Origin of the sequence: Methanopyrus sp. SNP6 (genome assembly GCF_002201895.1) — an archaeon.
GTDB lineage: Archaea > JAADCQ01 > Methanopyri > Methanopyrales > Methanopyraceae > Methanopyrus.
In genome coordinates, this window is sequence record NZ_CP019436.1 from 1,112,962 (window position 1) to 1,139,068 (window position 26,107).

20 protein-coding genes and 1 tRNA gene are annotated in these 26,107 nt (G+C 54.8%); 7 read left to right on the plus strand and 14 right to left on the minus strand.

What is annotated here, in order from left to right; translation table 11 throughout:
- Window positions 1-3 precede the first annotated feature (3 nt).
- On the plus strand, window positions 4-2,751 hold the full coding sequence (gene alaS, locus BW921_RS06205; RefSeq protein WP_148689016.1) for an alanine--tRNA ligase: 2,748 nt from the start codon (window positions 4-6) through the stop codon (window positions 2,749-2,751).
- A 319-nt stretch (window positions 2,752-3,070) separates the two neighbouring features.
- Here alaS and nrdD read toward each other — a convergent pair whose 3' ends face one another.
- Together nrdD and BW921_RS06215 are read right to left on the minus strand one after the other, a co-directional pair.
- Window positions 3,071-4,846 carry an anaerobic ribonucleoside-triphosphate reductase gene (gene nrdD, locus BW921_RS06210; RefSeq protein ID WP_168168812.1) on the minus strand — a complete coding sequence of 592 codons (1,776 nt, stop codon included), beginning with the start codon at window positions 4,844-4,846 and terminating at the stop codon, window positions 3,071-3,073.
- Between the two features lie 147 nt (window positions 4,847-4,993).
- Window positions 4,994-6,613: a hypothetical protein gene (locus tag BW921_RS06215; protein WP_168168813.1), complete on the minus strand. Its 1,620-nt coding sequence runs from the start codon at window positions 6,611-6,613 to the stop codon at window positions 4,994-4,996.
- A gap of 94 nt (window positions 6,614-6,707) precedes the next feature.
- Between BW921_RS06215 and BW921_RS06220 the strand changes: the two genes are divergently transcribed.
- Complete coding sequence (locus BW921_RS06220) at window positions 6,708-7,136, plus strand: 4Fe-4S dicluster domain-containing protein (RefSeq protein ID WP_088336033.1); 429 nt, start codon at window positions 6,708-6,710, stop codon at window positions 7,134-7,136.
- A 470-nt stretch (window positions 7,137-7,606) separates the two neighbouring features.
- On the opposite strand, the gene BW921_RS06225 is transcribed toward BW921_RS06220, so the two are convergent.
- Both BW921_RS06225 and BW921_RS06230 read right to left on the minus strand, forming a co-directional pair.
- Window positions 7,607-9,229: a homocysteine biosynthesis protein gene (locus tag BW921_RS06225; protein ID WP_236953731.1), complete on the minus strand. Its 1,623-nt coding sequence runs from the start codon at window positions 9,227-9,229 to the stop codon at window positions 7,607-7,609.
- Window positions 9,204-10,328: a tRNA sulfurtransferase gene (locus BW921_RS06230; protein WP_148689019.1), complete on the minus strand. Its 1,125-nt coding sequence runs from the start codon at window positions 10,326-10,328 to the stop codon at window positions 9,204-9,206. The genes BW921_RS06225 and BW921_RS06230 overlap by 26 nt, the downstream gene beginning before the upstream one ends.
- A gap of 39 nt (window positions 10,329-10,367) precedes the next feature.
- Between BW921_RS06230 and BW921_RS06235 the strand changes: the two genes are divergently transcribed.
- Window positions 10,368-11,273: an AIM24 family protein gene (locus tag BW921_RS06235; protein ID WP_168168814.1), complete on the plus strand. Its 906-nt coding sequence runs from the start codon at window positions 10,368-10,370 to the stop codon at window positions 11,271-11,273.
- A gap of 43 nt (window positions 11,274-11,316) precedes the next feature.
- Here BW921_RS06235 and BW921_RS06240 read toward each other — a convergent pair.
- From BW921_RS06240 to carB, 3 genes are all read right to left on the minus strand, one after another.
- A tRNA-His gene (locus tag BW921_RS06240) sits at window positions 11,317-11,394 on the minus strand.
- Between the two features lie 29 nt (window positions 11,395-11,423).
- On the minus strand, window positions 11,424-13,346 hold the full coding sequence (locus BW921_RS06245) for a hypothetical protein (RefSeq protein ID WP_148689021.1): 1,923 nt from the start codon (window positions 13,344-13,346) through the stop codon (window positions 11,424-11,426).
- 116 nt (window positions 13,347-13,462) lie between these two features.
- Window positions 13,463-15,157: a carbamoyl-phosphate synthase large subunit gene (carB, locus tag BW921_RS06250; protein WP_148689022.1), complete on the minus strand. Its 1,695-nt coding sequence runs from the start codon at window positions 15,155-15,157 to the stop codon at window positions 13,463-13,465.
- 1,375 nt (window positions 15,158-16,532) lie between these two features.
- On the opposite strand from carB, the gene BW921_RS06260 reads away from it, so the two are divergent.
- Window positions 16,533-17,258, plus strand: a complete 726-nt coding sequence (locus BW921_RS06260) for a hypothetical protein (RefSeq protein WP_168168815.1) — start codon at window positions 16,533-16,535, stop codon at window positions 17,256-17,258.
- A 169-nt stretch (window positions 17,259-17,427) separates the two neighbouring features.
- Here the strand turns inward: BW921_RS06260 and BW921_RS07905 are convergent, their stop codons facing one another.
- The 3 genes from BW921_RS07905 to BW921_RS07810 form a co-directional block, all read right to left on the minus strand.
- Complete coding sequence (locus BW921_RS07905) at window positions 17,428-18,156, minus strand: hypothetical protein (RefSeq protein WP_210400445.1); 729 nt, start codon at window positions 18,154-18,156, stop codon at window positions 17,428-17,430.
- 405 nt (window positions 18,157-18,561) lie between these two features.
- Window positions 18,562-20,781 carry a hypothetical protein gene (locus BW921_RS07805; protein ID WP_168168816.1) on the minus strand — a complete coding sequence of 740 codons (2,220 nt, stop codon included), beginning with the start codon at window positions 20,779-20,781 and terminating at the stop codon, window positions 18,562-18,564.
- Complete coding sequence (locus BW921_RS07810) at window positions 20,745-21,341, minus strand: hypothetical protein (RefSeq protein WP_168168817.1); 597 nt, start codon at window positions 21,339-21,341, stop codon at window positions 20,745-20,747. The genes BW921_RS07805 and BW921_RS07810 overlap by 37 nt, the downstream gene beginning before the upstream one ends.
- Between BW921_RS07810 and BW921_RS08070 the strand changes: the two genes are divergently transcribed.
- The gene (locus BW921_RS08070; RefSeq protein ID WP_157666094.1) at window positions 21,324-21,557 is read left to right on the plus strand and encodes a hypothetical protein; all 234 of its coding nucleotides are present in this window, start codon (window positions 21,324-21,326) and stop codon (window positions 21,555-21,557) included. The two genes, BW921_RS07810 and BW921_RS08070, sit on opposite strands and share 18 nt — an antisense overlap.
- 3 nt (window positions 21,558-21,560) lie before the next feature.
- Window positions 21,561-21,764, plus strand: a complete 204-nt coding sequence (locus BW921_RS08075; protein ID WP_157666095.1) for a hypothetical protein — start codon at window positions 21,561-21,563, stop codon at window positions 21,762-21,764.
- A gap of 72 nt (window positions 21,765-21,836) precedes the next feature.
- Here BW921_RS08075 and BW921_RS06275 read toward each other — a convergent pair whose 3' ends face one another.
- The 4 genes from BW921_RS06275 to BW921_RS06290 are packed head-to-tail and all read right to left on the minus strand — an operon-like array spanning window position 21,837 to window position 24,710.
- Window positions 21,837-22,265 (minus strand): hypothetical protein, encoded by a 429-nt coding sequence (locus tag BW921_RS06275; protein ID WP_148689027.1) that lies wholly within the window; start codon window positions 22,263-22,265, stop codon window positions 21,837-21,839.
- A 2-nt stretch (window positions 22,266-22,267) separates the two neighbouring features.
- Window positions 22,268-23,332: a sugar phosphate nucleotidyltransferase gene (locus tag BW921_RS06280; protein WP_236953822.1), complete on the minus strand. Its 1,065-nt coding sequence runs from the start codon at window positions 23,330-23,332 to the stop codon at window positions 22,268-22,270.
- 27 nt (window positions 23,333-23,359) lie between these two features.
- Window positions 23,360-24,277 (minus strand): SIS domain-containing protein, encoded by a 918-nt coding sequence (locus tag BW921_RS06285; protein ID WP_148689029.1) that lies wholly within the window; start codon window positions 24,275-24,277, stop codon window positions 23,360-23,362.
- Complete coding sequence (locus BW921_RS06290; protein WP_148689030.1) at window positions 24,234-24,710, minus strand: GtrA family protein; 477 nt, start codon at window positions 24,708-24,710, stop codon at window positions 24,234-24,236. Before BW921_RS06290 ends, BW921_RS06285 begins: the two co-directional genes overlap by 44 nt.
- 24 nt (window positions 24,711-24,734) lie before the next feature.
- Between BW921_RS06290 and glmM the strand changes: the two genes are divergently transcribed.
- Window positions 24,735-26,105, plus strand: a complete 1,371-nt coding sequence (glmM, locus tag BW921_RS06295; RefSeq protein WP_148689031.1) for a phosphoglucosamine mutase — start codon at window positions 24,735-24,737, stop codon at window positions 26,103-26,105.
- Window positions 26,106-26,107: the final 2 nt, after the last annotated feature.

Consider the following 26,107-nt stretch of genomic DNA (forward strand, 5'->3'; position numbering starts at 1 on the left):
AGGATGAAGGTTGATCCCTCGGAGTTCGAGCTGGAGTTCTTCGAGGAGATCGGGTTCGAGCGCAAGCGTTGTCCCGAGTGCGGCGAGTACTTCTGGGGACCGCCGGAGGCCGAGGTGTGTAACGAGACTCCGTGCGTCGAGTATTCATTCATCGGTGACCCACCGGCGTCCGTGAAACTGGACGTGTGGGAAGCCGGAGAGGAGTTCCTCCGGTTTTTCGAACGGCACGACCACGAAGTCCTCGACCGCTACCCCGTCGCCGCCAGATGGCGGGATGACATCCACCTTACGATCGCCTCGATAGCCTGCTTCCAACCCTGGGTGACCTCGGGGGAAGTCCCTCCGCCCGCCAACCCCCTAGTGATCAACCAGCCCTGTATCCGGCTCAATGACATCGACAACGTGGGCAGGACTGGGCGGCACTTCACGCTCTTCCACATGGGAGGACATCACGCCTTCAACAACCACCCTCACGACCGGAAGGACGTCTACTGGAAGGAGGAAACCGTGCGCCTGTGCTACGAGTTTACCGTGGAGAAGCTCGGAATCCCAGATGAGAAGATCGCGTTCAAGGAGTCGTGGTGGGAGGGCGGCGGTAACGCGGGCCCGTGCTTCGAGGTGGTAGTCGACGGACTCGAACTCGCGACGCTTGTGTTCATGCAGTACGAACAGGTGGGAGGGAAGTACAGGGAACTACCTCAGAAGATTGTCGACACCGGGTACGGTATCGAGCGGTACGCGTGGATAACTACCGGAGAACCAACGGCGTACGACGCTGTCTTCGGAGACCTCGTGAACGCCACTGCTCACGACCTCGGTGTGGAGATCGACGGGGAGGCCCGTGAGATCCTCGGTGAGCTGGCCAGGGTCGCGGGTCTGATGGACGTCGAGACTGAGTCCGACCTGCGGGTCTTGCGGGAGCGCGTGGCACGGAGACTGGACCTGGACGTAAACGAGTTGGTACGGGTCGCCGAGCCGGTCGAGTTCTTGTACGGGATCCTGGACCACGCCAGATGTCTCACGTTCATGCTAGGTGACGGTGTCGTCCCGTCCAACGCCGGCGAGGGCTATCTGGCTCGGCTCGTGATCCGTAGGGTACTTCGCCTGCTGGACGGTCTGAACGCCGAGCGTGAGTACTTGCTGGAGGTCGTCGAGAGGGTCCTCGAGGACCTACGCGGTACGTACCCGGAGCTCGCGGAACGTGAGGAATACATCAGAGATGCCTTGGAATGTGAGATCGACCGCTACATCCGGGCGTTAAAACGCGGGAGGAGGGAGGTCAGGAAGCGCCTTGAGGAGAAGGGCAAACTGTCCTTCGAAGACTTAGTCGAGCTTTACGACTCCCACGGTATCCCACCTGAAGTGGCGCGCGAGATAGCCGAGGACGAGGGCGTCGAGATCGAAGTGCCGGACGACTTCTACTCACGTATAGCCGAGCGACACGAAGGTCCCGAAGAAGTCGAGGAAGGCCTCGAAGAGCTGGAGAGGATCGCAGTGGAGGAGGAACTACCGGAGACGGAGCTCGCCTTCTACGACGACGAGAAGCGATTCGAGTTCAAGGCAGAGGTGATCGGCACCTTCGAAGTGAACGGCGACACTTGGGTCGTCTTGGACCGCACGTACTTCTATCCGGAGGGAGGTGGTCAGGAGACAGACTTCGGTATGATGCGCTGGAAGGATGGAGAAGCCGAAGTTAGGGAGGTCCAGAAGGTACGTGGAGTGGTCTTCCACCGTATCGACGGGGACGTACCGCCCGAAGGTGCCGAAGTCGAGTGCGAGGTGGATAGCGAGCGCAGGATGCGCCTAACCAGGAACCACACGGCGACCCACGTGATCCTCGAGGCCGCCCGACGCGTCCTCGGCGACCACGTCTGGCAAGCCGGTGCCCACAAATCCACTGACGAGGCACGTCTCGACATAACCCACCACAGGCGGATTTCCGACGAGGAGCTTCGGGAGATCGAGCGTCTCGCCAACGAGATCGTGATGAAGAACCTACCCGTCAACAAGCGGTTCATGGACCGGAACGAGGCGGAGCGGCGGTACGGGTTCGAGCTGTACCAGGGTGGTGTGGTTCCGGGACGCGAGATCCGGGTTGTGGAAATCGAAGGCTGGAACGTACAGGCATGTGCGGGTACGCACTGCGACAACACCGGTGAGATCGGTCCGATAAAGATCGTGGGTCGAGAACGTATCCAAGACGGCGTGGAGAGGATCAAGTTCGCCGCCGGCGAGGCGGCCCTGGAACGCACTTGGGAGACCGAAGACCTGTTGCGCGAGACGTGCGAGGTACTCCGGGTGAATCCGGAGAACCTTCCCAAGACCGTGAAGAGGTTTTTCGAGGAGTGGAAGGAGCAGAGGAAGCGGATTGGGCGCTTGGAGAGGGAGTTGGTGGAAGCGAAATTACGTGCAGCGCCGGCGGAGGGTCGTCGTGTCGGCGATCTTAAGGTCACTCTCGTGAAGCTGGAGGGCGTTGAGGTCGGTTCCGTGGCCGGTACAGTCGAAGATCTCGTCGAGGAGCATGAGGATCTGGTCTTGGTGGCTAAAATAGTATCCAACGGATCCTGTCAGGTCGTCGTGGGTTCGGGCGAATCAGCGCCGCCGGCTGGTGAGATAATCCGTGAAATAGGGAAATTAGTCGAAGGCGGCGGCGGTGGGGACGAGCGACTGGCTCAGGGCGGTGGGCGGAACCCCGACGGGTTAACCGAAGATCGGCTGGTGGAGATCGTTGAAGATCTCGCCGGGGGATGAAGAACACCCCCGGCACCGAGGACGGCCGGTGAGGAGGGTGGTCCTTACGCCCTGACCCCCCACCGTTCCGCTCTCGGTCTGCTCCTCGCCCCGCTCCCTATTTATGCGAGTTGGTTCGACCGGCGGCCGGCGCGGAGACTGTATAGGACGACTATTTACTATCTCTTAAATTGCGGCCCTCGCTCACATGCGGCTTCCGGGTGGGAAGCGTTTCTTCCCAATATAGATAGTACGAGATTCGCCGGGTCCGATCCTCTGGAAGGCTTCAAGAGCTACGAAATTTTCAGTCGCACAAATGTCGGTGTGAGAGGGAGGCCAGTCAGAGCTCGTGACGCAGGCGCTCCTTATGCTCCTGCTTTTTGCCGTCCACGAACGAGTCTACTGGCGCCAGGTATCCGGTAACCCTTGACCATATCGTGCACTTACGGCCGCACTCTGGACACTGTTCGACCACTCCCTCGTAGGTACGCTGGCACCGGTCGCACACGCTGTAATCCCTGGTGATCGCGAGGAATCCTATCGTGTTCCGACGGAGCACGCGCACGGTCAGCTTCATGAGGCTCTTCGGGTCCGTCCGCTCCCCGAGCCAGAAGTGGGTGATGTGGCCTCCTAAGGTCATGGGATGGAACCTCGCCTCGATCTCGGCCCGCTCGACGACGTTTACATCCTCGTCGTACGGCACATGACACGAATTCGTGAGGTAGGGACGGCGCTCTGTACCACGTACCCTCGCGTCCGGGTACTTCTCCAGATACTTCCTGGCAAGGCGTTCGGCGGCCGATTCGGCAGGTGACTGTACGACAGACCACCTGCGTCCATCCCGCTCGTGAAACTCCTCTCGCACGTCGTTCAGCTCCTCCAGCACCCGCTCGGCCAGACGCATCGCAGAGTGATCTTCCCAGAAGCCGTACCCCGTGAGGACCTCGATCGCTTCGGCCAGCCCGACGAACCCGAGGCTCCACGTCGTGTGCTCGTACCGGAAGTAGTACTCCCCATCCGGCTTCCAACGCTGGCATCCGTCGTACAGTCCTGCCTCCAGGCACTTCTTGACGCATCTCCACCGCGCCAGGAGGGCCTCTCTAGCTATCTCGCAGTAGTCGCTGATTTTCTCCAGGAACTCGTCCTCATCGCGTGATTCATGGGCTAAGAGTGGTAAGTTCAGAGTGATGTACTCGAAGTTACCGGTGCGGATGGTGTCGATCTTCCAGTCTCCGGTCCAGTTGGTGGCGAGACACGTCCTGCATCCCATGTAGTTCACGTTCTCACCCACGAGCTTTCGCCAGTCCCTATTGAGCATGTTGGCGAAGTACACGGCCCCATTCTCGGCCGCGACCTCGAAGGCGAGCTCTAGTGTCTCCCTATCATAGCCTGGTCGGACCTTCACGATTATCTGCGGGAACTTAAGCGGAGCTCCCGCAGCGTCGCCCTCCAGCTGCACGTCCAGGAGGGCTCTAGCGAACATAATGGCTTCTTCCTCGAAATCGCCGTAAGTACCCACGATCTTCCCACCAGGACCGACGGCGGGCTCGTCCTCTAAGAAGTCCGGACACGAGAGTTCCAGGTTCACGTTCGTGAAGGCGGGTTGTCCTCCTCGGGCCACTAAGTCCTGGGTGGCTTCGAACATCATGATCTGGGCGAGTTGTCGTACTTCTTCGTAGGATAGTCCCTCTTCAGCGATGTAAGGGGCTACTAGGAAGTTAACGAAATCCTGTCCCTGACCGCCTGCAAAGAAGTTCTGAGAAGTCATCAGCCATTTCAGGATGTGGAGCACTGCAACCTCCGAGTGCTTAGCGGGCTTACTCACGCAAGTCAGCCTGCCGATCGGGTTCTGGGCGTATAAACCGTACTTCAATACCCATCGGCAGTCGTGCTGACAGCAGTTCGATCTGGTTAGCGCGTAGTCAAGGTCGTGGATGTGGATGTACCCTTCCAAGTGCGCCTGAGCCGTCTTACTATCAAGTACGTGCTTAAGGAAGTGGCGTTTTTGCCACTTATCCTGGAAGATCTTCGAGACGACTTCCGGAGTCGGTAGTATGTTGGCGTTACGAGTGACTCTGAGTGGTTCCTCAAGGACTTCCTCTGGAATCCCAGTCAACCCCTCCCCCCGTAACGGCCTTGGGAACCTCCTGTAAGCCCCCTTCGCCCACGACCGGACGTAGGCGCGACGTAGATAGGTGGTGTTGAACGTACGGGCGGATTGAACTTCACAAGCTTTTCCGTTAAGAAAAAACACGGGTCATGGTTACGGTCCTCCCAAGACGTGCCGGAACCAATCCAATACCTCGAAACTCATCTCAGGATCGGAAGCGGCGAACCTCAGTAAGGAAGAAGCGAAATCGGGACTCCGTCCTTCAACCAATTCGCGGAATACTTTGAACGCCTGGCGCTCCGAGGCCAGCGACGTGCGTACGTACTCCCGGACGAACTCGGGGTCCCGGATGAGTTCCGGTCGTTCCACCAGCTTCTCCGCGACATCTTCGCCGATCTTGGAAAGGGAAGTCACCCACCACGGTAGGTGAACGGCGTCCTCCCAGCTCAGTGTCAAGACGATGTCGTCCGACCTCACCTCGACACCACGAACGGGTCTCGCACCGACGGAAATCCCGGTCTCGAGCCTCCTAAGTGCCTCACGGATCGGTCGTGCTCCGGTGATCTCCTCTAGATCCTCCACGGCGTGAAGCACAGACGTCGGGTCCGATGACTCAACTGGTACGTTCAGGTTCATGATCAAACCCGTAGCGATGGCGACCGAACAACCTGCTTCGAAAGCCTCCGGCAAGTCCCCTTCGATCCACACCTCCCACGGTGTCGGGGCTTCGACATCGACTTCGAACTCCTCGGTCAGAGTTTCGGGGACCATTCCTAGATCGAGCCTCCGCGTGAACCACACGAGTCGCGCCATCGACATCGGAACATTACGAAGAGGTCGGAAGCGGCGTCCCCTCCACCATCCCTCCCACCGGTAAACACCCGCCCAGACGTCCGACTCGAGCCTCTCCGGTTCACCACTCTCTTCACCCAGTCTGACCATCTCGTGTCGATCGAGCATCGGATCCGGGTTTTCAGCAGGGTTAATAGGACCGCGGACGGAGACGTAGACGCTCCAATCCTTGGGAGTTTCCATCAATTCCTCCGGATCAATCGGGAGAACACCTTCCGGAGTCTCTACGAGCAGACCCAGAAAACACGAGTCCGATCGGTAGAGCGACAGTTCGACGCAGTCCGTGAACTCCGCGGCCACCGGCTCTACCTCACCGATCGCCTCGACCAGGTAGAGGTCTACACTCGGTGCCCTAGTTCGTGCGAACCTCTCCCCGAGCGACGCGCGATCCGCGAACTCCACGATATTCCTATCACGATGGCTCAATTCTCGAGAATCCGGGGCGTTTAGCACCGGAGCTAACTCATCGACGCAATCCCATTCGTCCCCCTGGTATCCCGTACACTGAAGGAGTGGGGCGCAGGCGAACGTCGCGGCGGCGTGAACGGCGTCTTCGGAACCTCGTCGAGCCTCTATCACCGCCCGGACGAGCGCTAACAAGACTCTGCCCCTCGTGGCGAATCCAACGTCGCAGTGTTCCGGTTCCGCGAACGGGCGACCACCTCGGACTACGTAAGGTCTGGCCGGGACTACCAAGTCCAACGAGGACATCTGTAGACGGTCGAAAAGGTTACCCGGTGTGTCGTAGTGTTCCGTCAATAACTCGCTAACGTCGCCAACGGGATCCTCACAACGGGCCCTGTACTCAAGGTACACTGGGTTCCGCCGGAAAGTTACCCTAAAAGCGTGACGTCCCGGCCTGAGACCTCGCTTTCTCGGACTTCCCATGAAAACGTCTTTTAGTTCGAATCCAGGCTCCATCCACGATCCTCCCCGATGACGACAGCACTACAGGCTGAGACTTCGATGAAGAGGGGCCGCTTGGCCGAGTGAAGACCTTAGCGGGTGATCAACGTTGGCCAAAAGAACGAGAAAGAAGATCGTAAGGATCAAGGCCACGGGTGACGTGGTCCAAGCTCTATCCGGGGTGGTTGAAGAAGGACTGAAGCTCAGTATACTCAACGCGTCCGTGTCGCCGGATACCGTGGCCGCCGAGATCGCGGTCCAAGCCGCCGACGACGAGCATATACGGAACTTCTTGCGTACCCTACGTGAGTTCGGTATCGAGGTCGAGGAGATCGAAAAGACGTTGGTACACGACGGAGACGAGTGTCTACACTGCACGGCATGCCACTCAGTATGCCCCACCGGGGCGATCGAGCTCAAAGGGATCGAGATCGAACTCGACGATGAGGAGTGTATTGTGTGCGGGTCATGTACGGAGATGTGTCCCTCAGGCGCTCTCCGTGTCGTCCAAAAAGGAGGTGAGCGAGGACGGCGATAGACTCCCTCAACAGGTCTTTCAACCGGTAGACACCACCTTCCAGAGTCGACGTACCTCTAAAGTGCACGAGGGTACGATGAAGTGCTCGGTACCGGGCTGACTCTCACTACTCGGTAGTAGATGGGGATAGCGCACTCTCGCGGCGCGCCTTCACCAGTAAACGCGTACGAGGTGGAGCATTGTTAGGATCCGTATCCGACTGGGAGACTTGCCGCGTCGACGGTGTGATGATTTTGGACCGCTCGAACCGCTCTTCGCAGTATCCACGCACTTTCGTCGGTAATGTCGACGTGGGTACTGGCCTATCGAGTCACTGTAAGCCACTCCGGGGACTCGGAACTTCTACCCACGATTGAGTGGACGCCCCTAAGACTCCGAAACTCCTAGGAAGGGTTTCGAGCGTTAACGCGTGGATTCTGCGCCGAACCCGATTATGGTGAGCATTTCCACCGTCTTGAGACTGCCTGTCGCTAGACGTTTCCTGAATCATGTCGCTTTTTCGAGGGTTTGCCCGGTAATCGAAGGCCCTCATCGTGTGACGTTCCGATGGTGGAGGACGTTGTCCGCGAGGAGCCGTTCGACGGTGTCTGCCCCCGTCTCCTTAGGACCTCTGTGATGTCGGTCCTGGTTACTATCCCCACAACTCTGTCCCCCTTGTCCACAACGGGCAAGCACGAAATATTGTGCTCGTCCATGCGCTTTAATGCCTCGTCTACGGATTCGTGGAGCTCGATCGTGATTACATCCTCGGTCATGATGTCCTTGAGCCTCTTCTTCCCCTCCGCTACGGCCGCCGCGATGTCCCAGGACGTCACGATACCTACGATCCTCCCATCCTCGTCGACCACCGGGATATGGTTGATCTCCTTCTCTATCAACTTCCGAGCGACGTCTTCGATACTCTCGTCCGGTGACGCCGTCACAACGTCCTCCGTCATGATGTTCTCGACGCGGGGGAGGGAAGGAGGTCGGTACGGCATTGGTTTGAAATCGCTCTCTCTAGGCAGTGGCTCCGCGGGCCGAGTCAGCGTGAACTCTCCCTCTTCGATCTCTTCCTTTAGACGTTCCGCGATCTCGAGGGCTGTTTTGTAACTGGACAGTGCCCCCGTTCTCACAGTCTTCCCTTCGATCTCCACTCTCCCGGATCTAAGTTCCTCGTAGGTTACCCTCTTCACCACTGGCCGATCCCGGGACGGTACCCCGTAATCGACGATCGGTACCTCGATATCGGCGTCACTCACGCCCGTTGAGGCCGCTACCCGTTCATCGAGTACTGGGATGGGGACCCCGATGCCGACCGCTAGGCTCACACCGTACTTCTCCAACACAACAGGACGTAGATACTTGGGATCAGCTTCCTTCAGATCACCTTTCACCATCAGCGTCGCCATACCGCTGGACGGATCGTGTTGCGTGCCTTCCCCTATGATGTACCCGTGAGACCCGGCGAGCCATATTCGCGTACCTATTCCGATAGTTCGAAACTCGGGATCGTTCGCGAGCGGATTCAACTGACCCGCGCCGCAGTATGTGACGTTCCCGTACTCGGGGAGCAACTTGCCCATGTAAGTGTACAGAGTCTCCTCTGAGGAGTTCGTCGCCGCGACGTACCTCTGATAGGAATTCCTCGGATTGACTATCACTGCCTGGTTGATGTCATCGATCGTGATCAGCGTTTCGACGGATTCCCTCGGGTAACAGTCGGTAACGAACCCCTCCGCCCGCAACACGACTTCTTCACCGGACGCCAGCTCGTGGATAACGTGTGCCCCTCCGTACTTGATACCACGATCCTCGCTAGGCTGGGTAGCGCCCAGATAAGCGTCCACCGCGGCGATGCCTGTGTAGGCTTCCACTCCGTTCAACCAGACCCGCCTCATCTTGATAGGGGGGTCCGAGTGCCCGAAGTTCAGGAACACGCCCGAGCTGCACATGGGTCCGAAGGTGGCGCACGTGACCACATCTACCTCTTTAGCGGCACGTTCGGGCCCGATATCTTCGACGATCTCCACCATCTCCTCCGCGGTCACCACACAAACCTCTCCACGCTCGATCCGGTGGTTAATCTCATCGATACTCTTCCGACCCGGCAACGCCGGAACCCCGCAGGCCGCGGTGGAGCACACCCAGTCCCTCCTCTAACTTAAGCACCTTCCCCGGATCCGCTGATTTCACGGGGTTACGCGGTGCCAGCGGACACGGGCGATGCTCTTTAGATACCTCGAAAAACCCCAACCGTTCCGAGAGGCGTTGCACCTCGTTCTTATCGAAACCCAACAGCGGGCGGAAGACCGGGAACCGTGCCACGCGGTCGATTACCGACAGGTTATCCGGAATTTGGCTCGCCACCTGCCCGACGACATCTCCCATAACCACGGCCACGGCTCCGACGTTTTCGCACACGTCACACGCTCTGCGTATCATCTCTCGCTTGCACAGTACGCATCGGTATCGGGCCGATTCACCTTCGAGTCCTTCCAACTTCTCCATGAAATCTTCGAAGTCCTCGATCAAAAGCTCCACGTCGGACGGTAACCACTCGGAGAACATCTCAGCGAGCCGTTCTACTGCATCCACCTCTGACCCGTACTTACCCCGGTCTAGATGCAGCCAAATCACCTCACATCCACGACGAGCTGCGTACCAAGCGGCTACAGGGCTATCGATACCACCGGATACAAGGCATACAACGCGGGACTGAGAGCCGTAGGGAAGACCACCCGGGCCGTCCTTCACCCACGAATCCAGGTACACGAATGTCCCTTCGGGCCGCAGTTCCACATGAATTTCAACATCGGGCTCGTCCAGGTCCACGGTCCAACCGGTGTGCCGCCTGATCAGGTCACCGAGCTCAACGTTCATCTCCCGTGAGGAAAGTGCGTCACTTGTGGCCCTTCGGGTCCGTACGGCGAACGATCTGGCCTTTAGATCGTCCAGTGCGTCCTTCACCTCCGTGAACACGTCCTCGGGGTCGTGAGAGTCGACGTGGAGCGTGCGCGTCCACCGTTCCACACCGAAGGTCTTACCAATCGCTCCGGGTACCTTCGGGTCTGTGACCAGCAGGCGACCTTCTAACCGTTTCACCTGTCCACCCGACTGTTCCTTTAAATTCCGTGCCAACAATAGCTCCATGTGCCGTCGGACCGATGGTGATTTAACGGCTATTTCACCGTACATTACCAGGTATTCCACGAGGATTACCCCGACAGGGTTCGGCTAGGATCGGCTCTTTTGAAGTTGTGTGACGCTGATGCAATGAGGGGGTGCCCGACGCTGGGACTGTTGGATTCGTTGCTCGGGGGAGAAGGTGAAGAGTCCGGTGAGGCTGAAGTGCGAGAAGTGCGGGATGAGGTCATTGAAGTGGAACTCATCCGAGGTCCGGTGTACTTCAAGAACGACAGTATCATCGCGGCCCAGGGCAACCTGGATTTCTCTGCGACTAAACCGATCCGATCTTCTGGAGGGATCATGGGCCTCTTAGAAAAGGTGCTTAAGGCGAAAATGCTCGGTATGAAACGGTACTTTGTGAGAGTCGATGGGTCGGGCGTGTTGTATGCAGGTGACGGTGGTAAGGTCCGTGTACTGGAGGTGCCGGAGGGTGAACACCTCACCGTTAACCAGGACCGGCTGCTCTTCACGACCGCTCCGGCAGACGTGGCGGCTCAACTCGATGCGAGCGTGCTCAGCACAGGGCTCATCGATATTGGGTTCGAAGGCCCCTGCAAGATCGTGGTAACCTCGGAATGCGATCCCGTGACCGTCAAGGTGGATGGAGATCCTGTATATGTCGATCCCGAGTGTTTGATAGCTTGGAGCGGTGATTTGACGTTCTCCGCGACTTGGAAGGGAAGTACGTTAGATTTCTTACTCGGACGGGAGCATGGGGAGGAGTTCCTACTCGAAGCGCATGGCTATGGGGAAGTTCTAGTGGCACCGTACGATGAGAGGATCAGACGGTTGGAACGGATGATCCGCTGCGCCGGTGTCAGAAGTAATCAAGGTGTCGGTGGAAGCGAGGATTACGGGGAAGAAGGATACGAGGAGTACGAGGAACCGTCGGAGGAGGGTGGACTACTCGACGATATTTTCGATCTCGACACCGACGACTTGTTTGACTTCGACATCGACTTCGACTGACTCCCCACAACCTTATCGTTATTAATTCCATAACGATTCGAACTGGGGCCGCGGCCGGGATTTGAACCCGGGGCCACCGGCTCCACAGGCCGGCGCTCTAACCAGGCTGAGCTGCCGCGGCGCTCCCGAACCTGCACCCTTTATGCTTGATTATAAAGGTTTCCGACCGACTACCCAGGCCACTGAAACCAACACTACTAGCATGCAGCTCGCTAAGTACGCTCGACTTTGATACCGTTCCCAACCCACGTAGTGGACGATCGCAGGCTTTCCGTCCGTCTTCACCAGCATGTAGGGACCTACAGGACATACTAGTCCTTCACGTCCGTTCACCGCCCAAAACGGGGCCCATCCCCATGGTATAAGCACGAACTCGGCCCTTTCAGGAGTTCGGACTTCGATCTCGTCCGAGTCGATCCTCAGCGCACTATCGCACAGCCCCTTAACGACGTCTATGTACTTCACAAGCCTCGCGCTCACCTCGTCAACATCGGAACCCCGAGGCCACGGGAGAGTGTCGCCTGAAACCTTAATTACGACCTTCGCCCGCTTGACCAGCCCCAGTCTCACCGCCTCTCTCCACCCTATTTTATCGACCACGAGTACGTCCCCTGTCCAAGGTAATTCGCTGGGATCGAGCTCCTGTCCCAACCTTACGGCCCAGGGATACACTACCGGCACTATCGGCGGCCGTCCCAAGGCACTCGCTAATTTCATCCACAAGATACCGTACAGGCTGAATGATCCCACGTAAAGCACCTTGAACCGCTCCACCGGTACTGCGTCGTTCAGCGTCAACTCGGGTCTCCCGCGCCAGTTAATGTGATCAATTCCCATCGATTTCCGGACGACGGTACCTCTAATATCTACGTATCCGATCGGAAGGGTCCGCAGGTACGTGTCGAGCCTCCTCCTGGTAACTTCCATAGCCTTCGAGAACTCCCAGCGGTTTACGTACGGGTATGAACACGCGGACGGATTGTTCGCCAGCACCAGGGCCGGAATTAGCGATTGCAACTGCGGTTCCGATGCCCCCTGATAGAACGCTCCGGCTATCGAGTAAACGGGTTTTCCGGAGAACTCCGGTGACAGGGCCTCGAACCCGTTATCGCCGGTTACTAATACCCTCCAATTCGCCGTTCCGGCTGATTCCCAGTGTACCTGTATGGGCTGGAACGATACCGTCAGGGCTAGAACAGGGAATCCTACCGCAGAGAGACCCGAGCCGAGGTAGGCGATCCGTCGAAGTCGCTCGTAACGCTCGACGACGACCATCGACGAGAGTATTGCAGTCAACAGCACCCTCCACGGGTCCAGCTGAGATAACGGCCATACCGGCCCGATGATCGCCTCCGTGTACCACAAGATCGGCCACGGTAGCACCGGGAGTACCGATCCACCGCCCCGACTCGCCGCGAAAACAACACACAACATCCCCAGCCCGGGAGCCACCCAATGTTCCCACGGGGACGCCCGCGTCCACGCGGGTGGTATCCACGTGAAGGCCGACGTCAGGAAGTACGTGGATAGCGCCGCTATCGGCATCATCGGTAAGAGCGCCAATAGAAACCTTCTCTCCCACATAAATATAGACTCCAGTAGAAGGGCCGGGAGGACGTACAGTGGGTTCCCCAGAAGCGATAACACCCACAACCACAGTGCCGGTAGACCGCGGAGAACGTTCCTCCCACACCTCCATAGGATCAGTGCCGCACCAGCTGTCCCCAGCGAAAACGTCGTGGCCACTCGTGTAGAGAAGATCTCTACAACCTGGAAGGGCACGCTGGCAGCGTACACCATCATGGCCGCATCAGCCTTGGGTGTAGTCATTTCCCCGACTTTGAGTATCGACCATATCCAGCACGGTAGTGAGCGATAGATGCCGTCAACCAGCGTGCACGCGAGATAGGGATCCCCGAACCACCGGTAGAAGAGCACCGCGGGTAGGAAAGGGAGTATCGGGTAGTCGATCATCGGAGGCCTACCGGTGTACGAATAGGGGTCCCAGTCTCCCCTGGCTAGTCCTCTCGTCCCGAGCAAGTACACTTTATGTGCTTGCACGGCTAGGTCCATAACGACAGCGTGTTTTCCCCAAAGTTCAGGGATGGCGGGTGAAAGACTGGCTATCGTGACAAGGAGCGAAATGACTACTGCCTCGAATTTAGACGGCCTGATGCTGTTCCCCCGGTCTAATCGTACCGCAGCGCTTCGCACTCCTCCTCGTACGTCGAGTAGAAGTACGGCGAGACCGCGGCGAACTCCGCGGCGCACGTATCCACCAGTTTATACGTGGCCTCCACACCGATGCCCAGCCGAGCCTCCCGAACCTCGTCCTCGTCCACCTCGAGCAGCTCTGCTATCTGCTCGTCCGAGAAACCCGTCCGCTTGATCTCCCGAATGAACTCCACGGTCTCCTCATCCGCCTCTCCGGTCCGGATGAGTTCGAGCAACTCCTCCCTCCTTCGTACTATCTCGCGCTCCATCTCGACGATCCGCTTCACCTTCTCCACGAACCACGGGTCGATTCCGGAGAGCTCCGAGATCTCTTCCACGCTCATCAGACCGCGCTTAAGCGCGGCGTAGACGTAGAAGATACGGCGGTCGTTCGGCGTCTCGATCTTACGGCGGATCTCATCCGGATTCGCCTTCAGCTCCTCCGGTGAAGGTCCCAGGCCGGGCTCTCCGATCTCCAACGATCGGATCGCCTTCTGAAGCGCCTCCTCGAACGTTCGCCCTATGGCCATCACCTCGCCCACGGACTTCATCTCCGTTCCAAGCGTCCGGTTCGCCTCCGGGAACTTATCGAACGGCCACCGTGGGATCTTCACAACCACGTAGTCTAGAGCCGGCTCGAACGCCGCGTACGTCTCCCCGGTAACCTGGTTCTCGATCTCGTCCAGTCTCAGCCCGATCGCTATCTTCGCCGCGATCCGCGCTATCGGGTACCCAGTGGCCTTGGACGCTAGCGCCGACGATCGGCTCACCCTCGGATTCACCTCGATCACCCGATACTCGCCCGTCTCCCGGTTCAGTGCGAACTGGATGTTACAACCGCCCTCAACACCTAGCGCGTCGATGATGTGTAACGCCGCGCTGCGGAGCGTCTGATGCTCCTCTTCTGTTAGCGTTTGAGCGGGCGCGACTACGATCGACTCGCCGGTATGCACCCCCATCGGATCCACGTTCTCCATACTGCACACCGTTATGCAGTTACCCGATCCGTCCCTCATTACCTCGTACTCTATCTCGGCCCAGCCACCTACGTACTCCTCTATCAGTACCTGGTTCACCCGGCTGTACTCGAGGCCCCGCTCCACTACCATCTTCAGCTCTTCCTCATCCTCCGCGATCCCGCCGCCCGTACCGCCCAGAGTGTAGGCGGGCCGCACCACCACCGGGTAACCGATTTCCTCCGCTACTTCCTTAGCCTCTTCCACCGAGGAAACAGCCTCGCTCGTACAGACGGGCTCTCCGATCTTCTCCATGAACGCGCGGAACTCGTCCCGATCTTCGGCCCGTACGATCGTCTCCACTGGCGTCCCTAGTACCTCTACGTCGTACTCTTCTAAAACGCCCATCTCGTCGAGCTCGACCGCGATATTGAGACCAGTCTGGCCCCCGAGCGTGGGAAGGATTCCATCGGGCCTCTCCTCCTCTATGATCTTCGCCACGACCTGGGCGTCCAACGGTTCCAGGTACACTCGGTCCGCCATGTTCGGGTCCGTCATGATCGTCGCCGGATTGCTGTTCACGAGAACTACTTCAACTCCTTCCTCCCTGAGAGCCTTACACGCCTGAGAACCCGAGTAGTCGAACTCCGCCGCCTGACCCACGACGATCGGTCCGGATCCGATGATCAAAACCTTATCCGGAGTCTCGGGCACGTGAACCCGCTCCTGACCGCTCAGACCGGCTTAATAAAACCGACGGATGAGTTCGGCGTTGCCTGCGTGCGGGGTCTCTGACGCAACTTTTCGACCCTTAGTCATCTAACTGGGGCGAACGTGCGGAATGAGTCGATCCTCCGGGCACGGGTTGTGTGCGTGGATAGTGTGAGGGAAGACACGATATTAGACTGTTCACCGTGAGTGGGGATTGGTAACCCCAATTCAAGCTCATGAGCTTTTCATCGGGGGAATGTTTTATTGCCCACGGCGAAGGGAAAGGCAGCAGCGTTCACGTTTCGGACGCTTCGGAAAGTTGATATAATGAGACCATGGGTGCCCGGTGCGAGTGGCGTTTCGTCTCTTCATGGGGCTGAGGATTGTCGTCAGACCCACAACGTCCAACCAAGGTGCCCTGGGTGAAGGAGATGGCTATCGGACTAATCGCAGTAATGAGCGTGAAAGCATTGTTTCACGGGTGGGTAGTTGCCACACTCAATCCCACGAACAAGGACTATTTAGTAGTGTCGAATGCGCATCATGCCGCACCTGGGACGATTTACGTCCGGGGAATGTCGGAGTATATGTTAAGGATGTACCAAGTACGCTACACTCGAGTACGGACCTCAAAATCACACGTAATATAGTACGGTGGGTTTCCCGCCGGTTTTGACGAGACATCTGGCATAAGGAATCAGAGTGGATGACGTCGACGATCGAACACTCTAAGACTAGTCTCTCTCGGACCACTTCGACTACTTCCGGACGCTTCTAAGGCACTACTGGGCGCGCATTACTTCAGGCATGATAGGAACCGTGATAGGAACTCCGGAAGTACCGTCGCAGTTCAGGATGCGCAGAGTAATCAGCCGAGTTGAGCGTGGGCGTTTACTGGTTCACCGCTCCTTCGAACGTAACGCGACGAGCCTCACCACCACAATAATATAATACTATGCCTGTGACTACAGCGGTTGATACGAGCTCTCAGGACCGGTGGCTGCGGGTCACGAGACGGGGGTTAAAAAGTTGGCATCTGAAGGAGATTGGGTGATTGACGTATCAAAGCAAGATGCAGTAACACGGATAGAGGGGGCGCGGGAGCTCCCCCTGTATCAGCATCCGTAAATAACGTCCATATTACCCATATTGTTAAAAACCAGTACTACGAGCCCGTCTCGCCCGCCAGGAATGTTTTATGCGCCTGCACTGCCAAACCCACCGCCACAGGATGGACACAGGAACTCAAAGCCTCTTGGATATTACAACAAGGACTACTATCAGCGACATTACCAGTATGATCACTACTTCCTGTAACATCTCCCTTGCCGGGGGCGTACTAATGCCGCGGACGGTGCGATGGATCGGAATAACTAAGATGTTGATAGTGACAGCATTAATTGCTCTCGTAGGCATGAAGGTAACATTTCATGATTGGGTTTGTGCCACACTATGTCCCAGGTGTGGTGATTTTATCGTTATGAAAGTAAAACGTGTTCCATGTCAAACAGGTGCCGACTTGCAACCCGGTCACGTTAAAGTTTATGCATATTCTTATGGAAATGTTAAATATTTTGAATTTAAGTTTGGGAGGAAAGACTACAGAAAAATCTTAGTTCCACTGATACCTCCTAGAATCACTTCACCCTACGTAACTGTGACAGGTAATCTAATTCAGATAAGCAAAATGAGTATCAAAGCACCTTTTAAAGTAATTGTACTTAATGCAAATCCTCGTATTTATGTTGACCAATACGAGATCAAAGTAAATACCCCATGCAAAATTCTACTAGAACCAAATGCTTTCAAATTCTTTCCACCAGTATTCATTGTAGATGGTAAAGCCACCAGATATCCGAACAACGTCTCTTGTCAGAATGTAGCTATAATAATGCCATATAGCATGTCAGTAACACCTGGTAAGATATCATCTACAACTGCGGTCTCTGTAGTTTCCGTATCCGCAAAGGAACTAAAAGTTAACACCATATCAATATACGCTCCTAAGGGGATAACGATCAAATGGGAGCCACTCAACGTGCTAACCTGGACGTCTTACGCGGACATAATGTGGAGATGGCCGTACTGGCCTTACTCACTATAATAACCGCTATCGTGGTCCCGAAAGATTTTCCTACAGTGCCTTATCTTTCCGTTATTTCCATCTCATCCCTTAAAGCTTCTTCCAACAGCATGCGCTTCGGAGAATTACCCGAATGGGATCCTTATCTTGGTGGTGGCAGGCCCTTAGCACCGACGCCTTATTACATGTTCTACGCTTTCGGGAGAGTAAGCCTCCTACTGTTAATACTAGGATTGTCAATGTTAATCCTAGTATCTAAAGGTGTTAGTAAACTTCTACGTACCCTTGTAGCGCTCGGATCTACAACCGTTGGGTTGGTAATTCCTAGCCCACTTCTACCACTTGTTGCTGTATATATTTTGGGAGTAATTAGTAACTGTCCACTACGTAGAGCTATTGGATCTGTCGGAATTCCCGATATAGCATTCTGCATAGAAGTAAGTAGAAAAAATCCATCCCTAGCTGTATTGATGGTGTCTAGTGCATGTCTAGCGGACATTATATTAGCACTGTTAGGGACCGAATCGAGAGCAGCTCCGTCACTGATTACGGCTTTATTGATCACTAAAGCGACATTGCTATCAACCTTAATAACATTTGGTGTGTCGTTAGTAATTAAAAATATCGGTTCCACATATAATTGGAAGCGCGTAGGCATAAGTTCGATTGTTCTGTCCATAGTGCAAATATGCTTATACGCAATACCTACAGCTTCAATTACTCCACTAGTAATAATTTCTACTTTGGGTATAAAATATATTGACCGATGGTTATTATTCAAATTTGAGAATGTTAGAAGTCTCAGATTAATAGTATCGGTAATTATGGCAATATTATTCATATTCACCCTCAGTGAAGTTTCACATCCGAAATTTACCGTATCAAAAGAAATTTCGATAGGATCAGGTATGAAGTACATAATATCGCCTGACCCCTGGTTCACTGAATGCGTTAAGACGATATCGGCAGGTGAGCCCGTCTGGAACGCGCCGATACCGTTCGAACATCATCTAGCTCCGGCATCCCTGTTGGGGTGCCGGTTGGGAGATCCTAGGGCACTGTCTCCCCCGTTCCCGACATCGCCGATCCTCATTCAGCCGAGTGTAAAGCTGGTGCTGGTATCGTCTCCGCCAAGATGGGCCGAACTCTCTGCGGAGTCTCTCGAGCTCGTTAAGACCCTGCGTCCGCACAGCAGCGTGGGGGAACCTCATCTCACGACTCCTCGTAGCATACGTGGCCATGGCCCAGTGGGCCAAATATATGACAGGTGGTGGTTTAGGGCTACCAGCAAGCGAGGACTGCTGGTGGTTGATGGTAAGGCCACTTACAACCGACCTTCCGCTCCTATTTCTACGATCTTGGCCTTTCTGAGTATTGTGATGGCCGTTATCGAGGTGAGTAGGAGGAGAAGTGAGAGTGCGTAAGCCTTGCTTTGGTGTCGTTCCCATGCTACGTAGTGTAGTGTAGTGAGTTTTCCGTCGGTTTTGACGAGCATGTATGGGCCGACGGGACAAGTTTGACCCTCCCGACCGTCTACCGCCCAGAACGGAGCCCAAGCCCAAGGAACAACCACGAATCGATGACCTCGCGAATCCAACACGTACTTATCGTTTGACACCCGGTGTAAAGCGTCATGAATTGGGCTGAGCTTCACGCACGACTCTCTGGCCAGTCTCTTGACTATCGGAGAGTGTAGTGAGTGGTGTACGGGGCCTAGAACGTGAATGTGGTGTGTTATCCTTTTCAGTCGCCGTACTACCTTCGACGGTGGTCCAGCGTCGAAAGCCCTACTGGAATAGACTACTATCACTTCTTTCGCCTCTTTTGCCAGCTTCTCAGTTTCAGGATAGCCCAGTGCCTCCGAGTCTACTACGAGTATATCTCCCGACCACGGTATTTGCTCAGCGGGTAATGATTGCCCACGTTCTACATTATACGGTCGTATCATCGGTATCATCGGAAAGTACCCGGTGGGAGCACTTCTAACTAAGTTGAGCCACAAAAAGCTATAATTAGTGTATGATCCCACATATATCACTTTGACACTTGTTATTGGAATTACATCCCACAATGACAGTGTTGGTTTTTGACTGAAAGTGAATCCAACGATATCGGAGTAGCTTCTAATAGTCTTGATATCGGCTCCATAATCTACACTTGTTAGCGGTAAGAGAGTCAAAACTTTGCGTGCGATATCCTCATCAAAAAGTTGACACTGACCTGGATGTGCTAGTTGTTCACAACATTCTCTGCCGCCGCTATTGAGAAATAAAATAGAAGATAATATTCGTGAGTTCACTTCGGAGCATCCTTGGTAAAATGCGCCTCCCAAAATGTATGTTGGATGTTTGGATAATGTGCTTAATGGGCATGCTAATGAGAATAATCCTAAATTGGTATTGGATGTTCTGTAATCATGCGAAACGATTGTAGGTGAGGAGAACTCGTATTCAACAATAATTGGGATCATTGGTGTGGAACTTACAACTTTTAATATGATACCTACGCTAATAAGGGAAAATATTGCAGAATATGTTGTGGTAGACAATTTTATCTTAGAGAATATTTTAGGGAGGACTATAATTACGAGCGTACACGTTATTAGTGGCATTCTGTACATATCAAGTTGTGTTAATGTCTTTGATATACCTAATATGGTATAATGAACTTTAGGTGATAGAAATACTACTAATCCAAATAACGGAATTAATCCTATTGTTCCAATTACAAACTTCTTCTTGCGTGAAATATTAAGCAGGGATAGTGATAGAAATGTTATTGAAGTTACGACTATAGTCGCTAGTACGATATCATACACGTCAAATATTGAAAAACCCATCGTTGTAGATTCAGGCAAATTATCGAATTCTAACTTACCTACACTACTAGCGAATAATAATACTGGAAAAGTCACTATTATAGGTAGGAAGAAAATGGGGCTGTCTAGAATTCCAGCCACTATCAGGGGAGGAATAGAATAAATAAAATTTGAATATAATGAAGTTGTCCACAGTACGAAACTAAACATTCTCTTGATTGAATCTTTTAATTTTGAGTTCCATATGATGACAGCTATCGCTGCTAGTGAATAAGACATCGTAGTGGCTATTCTTATGTATTTGACTTCGTAAAGAATTGCGATAGGGTATAGCGCTAAATATGCTAGTAATGCGACAGTTGCTTCGGCGGAGTTGAGATTAAGTATTTGCAGTATGATCCACACGATTATCGGAGCTAATCGTAAAAGTTCTTCTCCAATGCAAGTTGCTAGAAAGATATCCTTTACCAAAAATTTATGGATTGCTACTGGCACCATGAATGGTAATATGGGGTAGTTAGCTAATGGTGGTCGTCCTAAATATGAATACGGATCCCAATCAGAGCCACTTAATCCATATTTTTCTATCAGATATGCTTTAAGTGATTGTATTGCTAAATCTAAGTAGATAATATGCTTGCCTAAATCCGGCGCTTCATATTCTACTATAAAATTAAGAATGATTATCGTTACAATAGCCAAAATGGTCGTAATTCTGATTTCCATGTAAATACACCCGAGTACGCGTTCTCGGGCAGCATACAGATTATGTTCCAGTTTCCTTGTACGAGTACTACTCCGATACCTTTAATTACTTCACCTCTCCCTTTTGCCACTACAAGGCTATTACGTGTCGGAATTAGAAGTAAATCTTTTTCAATTTTAACGGCATCTATGCAAGGAAATGATAAACAAATGGGATTTGATGAAATACCATAGTAGGTAACAATTGGGTTATCAGAGGATCTCGTTAAGTTGTCATAATTTAGTGTAGGCAACATTGTAACAGGCGCACCGATACTGATCACTCCTACGCGTTTCAGGCCATATAGCATTATTTGTCTGCAGTTCACTACAGTTCGTGTTGGAAGATAGGTATCAACTGCAGGTCCTAAAACACTGGGGTACTTGAGTGTTCTAAGGAGATCATGTCTATCAAAATATGGATAAATAACTTTCCCTTCTGCTATTTGGTATCTCGGGATAGAGGCTGCGTAAGAGTTCACCAGTGCGAGTGTTGCGATCACTCCTGCGGCGATGGCTTTAATTTGTTTAGTACCCACCATGCTGTCACCTCCAACATCACCACCGAAGCTACTGCGACTGAGAATTGTAACGCCACGCTCGGTAGTGGTACGATAGGCCAGGCTTGGTACTTGTACCAGGCGACTAGGGCGTTGATTGTTGTGGTGATGAGAACCCCTGAGAGAACGGCTAGACGCGATGGCATCGGGTCTATTAACGTCCGTAGGAGCCAAGCGACCGTGGTCGACGCTGAGTAAGCGATGTCGGCCCACTGGTCGATCCCGACGAAGATCACTGCGAGGGCGGAGCCGAGAGCGTACAGGACTATCAGTGCGTCCGTGACTCCGTATGCGAGGAAGATCGGGGCGCCGGTGAAGTACGCGTACAAGTTCCCTGGGACGGGTATCGCCAACCCGTACACTAGGACCGCTACGGGAGCAAGGTACCCGAACGAGTACAGCTGAATGAGGGTTCTTGCCGGTCGCTTGACGACCACGTAAATGGTTGCTAGAAACGGTAAGCTGGTAATCACCGTGTTAACCGTCACTACGGTTTCTGGACTCAGCATATATCGGTCCTCCGACGATTTTCTCTGTGATTTCCTGGACGTAAATCCGTAGGGCTCGACTCGTGTCGTCCTCCCGTAGTGCCTCTTCCAGTTCGTCCTCTCGGTCGAGCTTTAAGGACTTCTTTCTGTGCTTCGCGAGGTTCTCTGCTATTTCCTTTAGTATCTTCTCTCCGGTGATCCTGTAGAGGGCGAGTAGTGCGGCTTCGGCCGCGAGGCTGAATTCTGGTGGCGTCCAAGGTATCTTTGCGAACACCAGGACGAACGCGAGGACCATCGTAAATAATACGATGAGTGGGGCGAGTGTCATCACGATGGCTGCGATCAGCACGGGAAGGACGAAGAACAGGAAGAATAGATAGGCAAGGATTCTAACCGCCTCGCCCGCTTCGATCTTCATGTTCAGATCACCCACTCACCCTCGAGGTCCCGCTCGGCTTCCTTACCGGGAGCCACCCGGACGCTCTTGAGGTCGCAGCCACGCGCCTCGGCATCATGACCTAGCACACACCCGTCGAGACGTGCGTTCTCGATCTTGCACCCTTCGGCAACGATGGTGTTTCGTACCTCGGAGTCGATGATCTCGACGTCGTCTAGGATGACTGAGTTCTCGATCACGGACCCGTTGATCTCCGTCCTCTCGCCCACGTACACGTACGGTCCGACTTCGGAGGAGCGTAGCTCAGCCATAGGTGCGGCGACTACTGGCGGTTCGAACTCAGTGTCGGTGATCCGCGCTCCTACTACGGACTTGCTGGAACACTCGTGCTCCATCAAAACGCGGTGTGCTTCTAGGTAAGTTTCTGGTAGACCCACATCCACCCAGTACCCGTCGAACCTGAACCCGTACAGTAAGCCCTCCTCGGCTAGCTTTGGAAAGATCTCACGTTCGATTGAGACGGGTCGTCCTTCTGGTATATAGTCCAGTACCTCTCGGTCGAGCACATAAGCACCCGCGTTGATGAGGTTCGACGGGGCTTCGTCCGGCTCGGGTTTCTCGACGAAGTCTAGGATACGGTTGTCGTCGTCCAATTCCACTACACCGAAGCGTGAAACCTCTTCCTCGGGAACGGGGTACAGGGCTATCGTGGCGATACCGTCGTGCTCGCGGTGGAATTCCAACATCTGACGTACGTCGAGCGAGGAGACGATGTCACCGTTGAACGCAACGAGGGTGTCAGTCGTGGAGTCTCGGCACGCGAACTTGATCGCACCGGCAGTGTCGAGTGGCTTGGGTTCTACCTTCAGGTGAAGCTTCCTGGGGAGGGGGTTGGACTCCACGTACCGCTCGAGCTTATCGGAGCTGAAGCCGGCGGCGATGTGAACGTGAACGACGTCACGGGGTAAGGAGCGGATTACCCACTCGATAAGCGGCTTACCTAGGATGGGAACCAGGGGTTTAGGTGTGTCCCATGTCAGGGGGCGCAGTCTTGTGCCGAACCCTCCTGCGAGTACTACCGCGTCCACGTTCAACGTTCGATCTCCCCTAACGTGCTACACGTGGTTCCACCAGCTTCGTGCTTCCGTGGTGTCCACGGGACCGTAGGCCTCGTCGACAAGGAGATACAGTGTGGGGAGGGTTTCGACGGGCGCGTTCGGGTCGTCAGGGTCAACATCGAGCCCGAGGTCGTCGGGTCGCACGACTGTGGTCTCGCCACCCGATCGCTCCTCGATTAAATCCGCACCCTTCTCGTTCAGGCACAAGTAAAGCCTTTCGGAGTGATCACCGAAGAACCTGCCATGGAAGAGCTCGTCGGATGTTGTCGCGAAGGCGTTGGCATCTCCTACCTCGATCGACTTCAATGCGGCCTGCTCCGCGGCGACGTACAGGTACTTGTCACCGATGAAGAAAACCTTCTCGCGGTTTCGCATCTCGAGGATTATGTCCTCCGGAACGCCGCGCTTCAGGTGGCGTTCCACCCTATCGGGGACGTCGGGATCCACGAGGTCTTCGTTCGAGAGTTCCGAGGCGTAGGCGCATAATGCGAACATAGCCGACACGATGGTGCGGGTGTTGAGGAAACCTTCCTCGCGCTCTGTCGGGAGGAGTAACAGATAGTCGGCGAGATCGGCCAGTGGAGAGTTCTCTTCACAGGTAACAGCCAGGATTTCGCAACCCAAAGCGCGGGCGATCGAGTGAGAATCTTTACCCCCGGACATCGAAACTACGACCGCGAGGTCGGCTCCATCAGCCCAAGCCGCTAGTCGCCCAGGATGCGATACCGTCGCGATATTCAGCTCGTGAGTGAACAGTAGCGAGGCGTAGTGAGCTACGTGGTGACTACTACCTGAACCTGTGGTAAGTATGAATCGATAAGATGATAATTTCGGTAGATCCTCAAATCTTAAAGCGAGCACCGCCCTCAGATCATCCGGGGTTCTTTCCACGTCGTCTCTCATGTGCTCGCTCAATCAGTACACCCCAGGTCATCCTATTGTTCATCCAGTAATTCCAGAGTGTAGCGGCGGCGATACCGAAAAGGGCCGAAGTGATATAATAAATATGGAGAATTTCGGTAAGCGTCCATAGGACTGTCGTGTTGATCACCAGACCGCCGGCACAGATGATGTTGAAGGCCGCGAGACGCTTCAAGAAGTTCAACAGACCTGGGTCTCTGCGGTCTCTCCACGTCCATAAATCGTTCAGGACGAAGTTCGATATTATTGAAACCTCGACGGCGATTACGTTCGACATGACATAGTGGACTCCGGCGATTTCCGTGAGGAACCACAAGAGACCGAGATTGACGAACACTCCCGAGAAACCGACGAGCGAGAACTTTAGGAACCTCTCCGGGTCGTCGACGCCCGGCGTTCGCTCAAGTACACGGAACAGGATCTTCAAAGTCCATCACCCGGGGGTCGGTCGATGGGTAAGTTGTTCGGTACCTTCGGAGTTCGTGGTATAGTGGGGGAGGATCTCACTGAGGATGTCGCCCGAAGGTTGGGACTCGCGTTCGGAACGTACCTCGGAGGTGACGCGGAAGTCCTCGTCGGCGGTGACACCCGGACCAGCACCGACACGCTCAAGGATGCTCTGATCTCGGGTCTAACTGCCGCGGGCTGCGACGTTATCGACATAGGGGTCGCACCGACTCCCGCCGTGCAGTACTTGACAGACGCGGAGGGGTTCGACGCCGGTGCCGTGGTGACGGCGTCGCACAACCCGCCTGAGTTCAACGGTATCAAGCTGTTGGGCTCGGACGGATGCGGACTGTCTAGGGAAGACGAGCAGAAAATCGAAGAGATTTACTTCGAGGAGAGCCCGGACAGGGTTCCGTGGGACCGCGTTGGAAACCGGGTCTCGGCGCCGGACCTGCTCCTGAATTTCGAGGAAGCTGTGCTCGATTACGTGGGTGACTTTAACGGAGAGGGTCTGCGAGTCGTTGTTGACGCTGCGAACGGTGCGGCGTCGTTGGTCACGCCGCGCCTCCTCTCGGAACTAGATGTCGAGGTGATCAGCGTCAACGCACATCCGGACGGGCGGTTCCCAGGGCGTGAGCCCGAGCCGTCAGAGGAGAACTTGAGGACCACGATGAGTATGGTTAGAGCTGCCGGAGCGGACTTCGGGTTAGCCCACGACGGGGACGCTGATCGACTAATTCTAATCACAGGCGACGGCGAGTTCGTCCCGGGGGACTACTCGCTGGCGATCGTAGCGGCGTGGGCGCTCGATATGGGTAAGGGGAGCCAGGTGATCACACCGGTCAGCTCCTCGATGTGCGTCCAGAAGGTCGTCGAGGATCGCGGTGGCGAGGTAATCTGGACGAAGGTTGGGGAGCCCGTCGTTGTGGAGGAGCTCAAGCGGGCGGAAGACCCCGCACTGGGTGGTGAGGAGAATGGCGGGATAATCTACCCGGACTTCCATCTCTCCCGGAACGGAATCATCACTGCCTTGCTGATCTGTAAGCTCGTCGCCGAGGTGGGATCGCTCGACGACTTACTGGCCGAAGTACCAAAGTATCACCTGCATAAGACCGGTGTAGAATGTCCAGACGATCTCAAGCCGAAGGTTATGGAGCGTGTCGAATCACTAGTCGAGGAAGAGGAGTTAGAGGATATCTTGACGATCGACGGTGTGAAGTTGTTCTACGAGGATGGTTGGGTACTCGTACGGCCCTCGGGTACCGAACCTTTGATCAGAGTCTTTGGAGAGGCGCGTGATAGAGAGACCGCCGTCAGGCGAGTAGAGCACTGGAAGGAACGCGTCGAGGATATCATCTTGGAGCTGAAGGGGTAGCT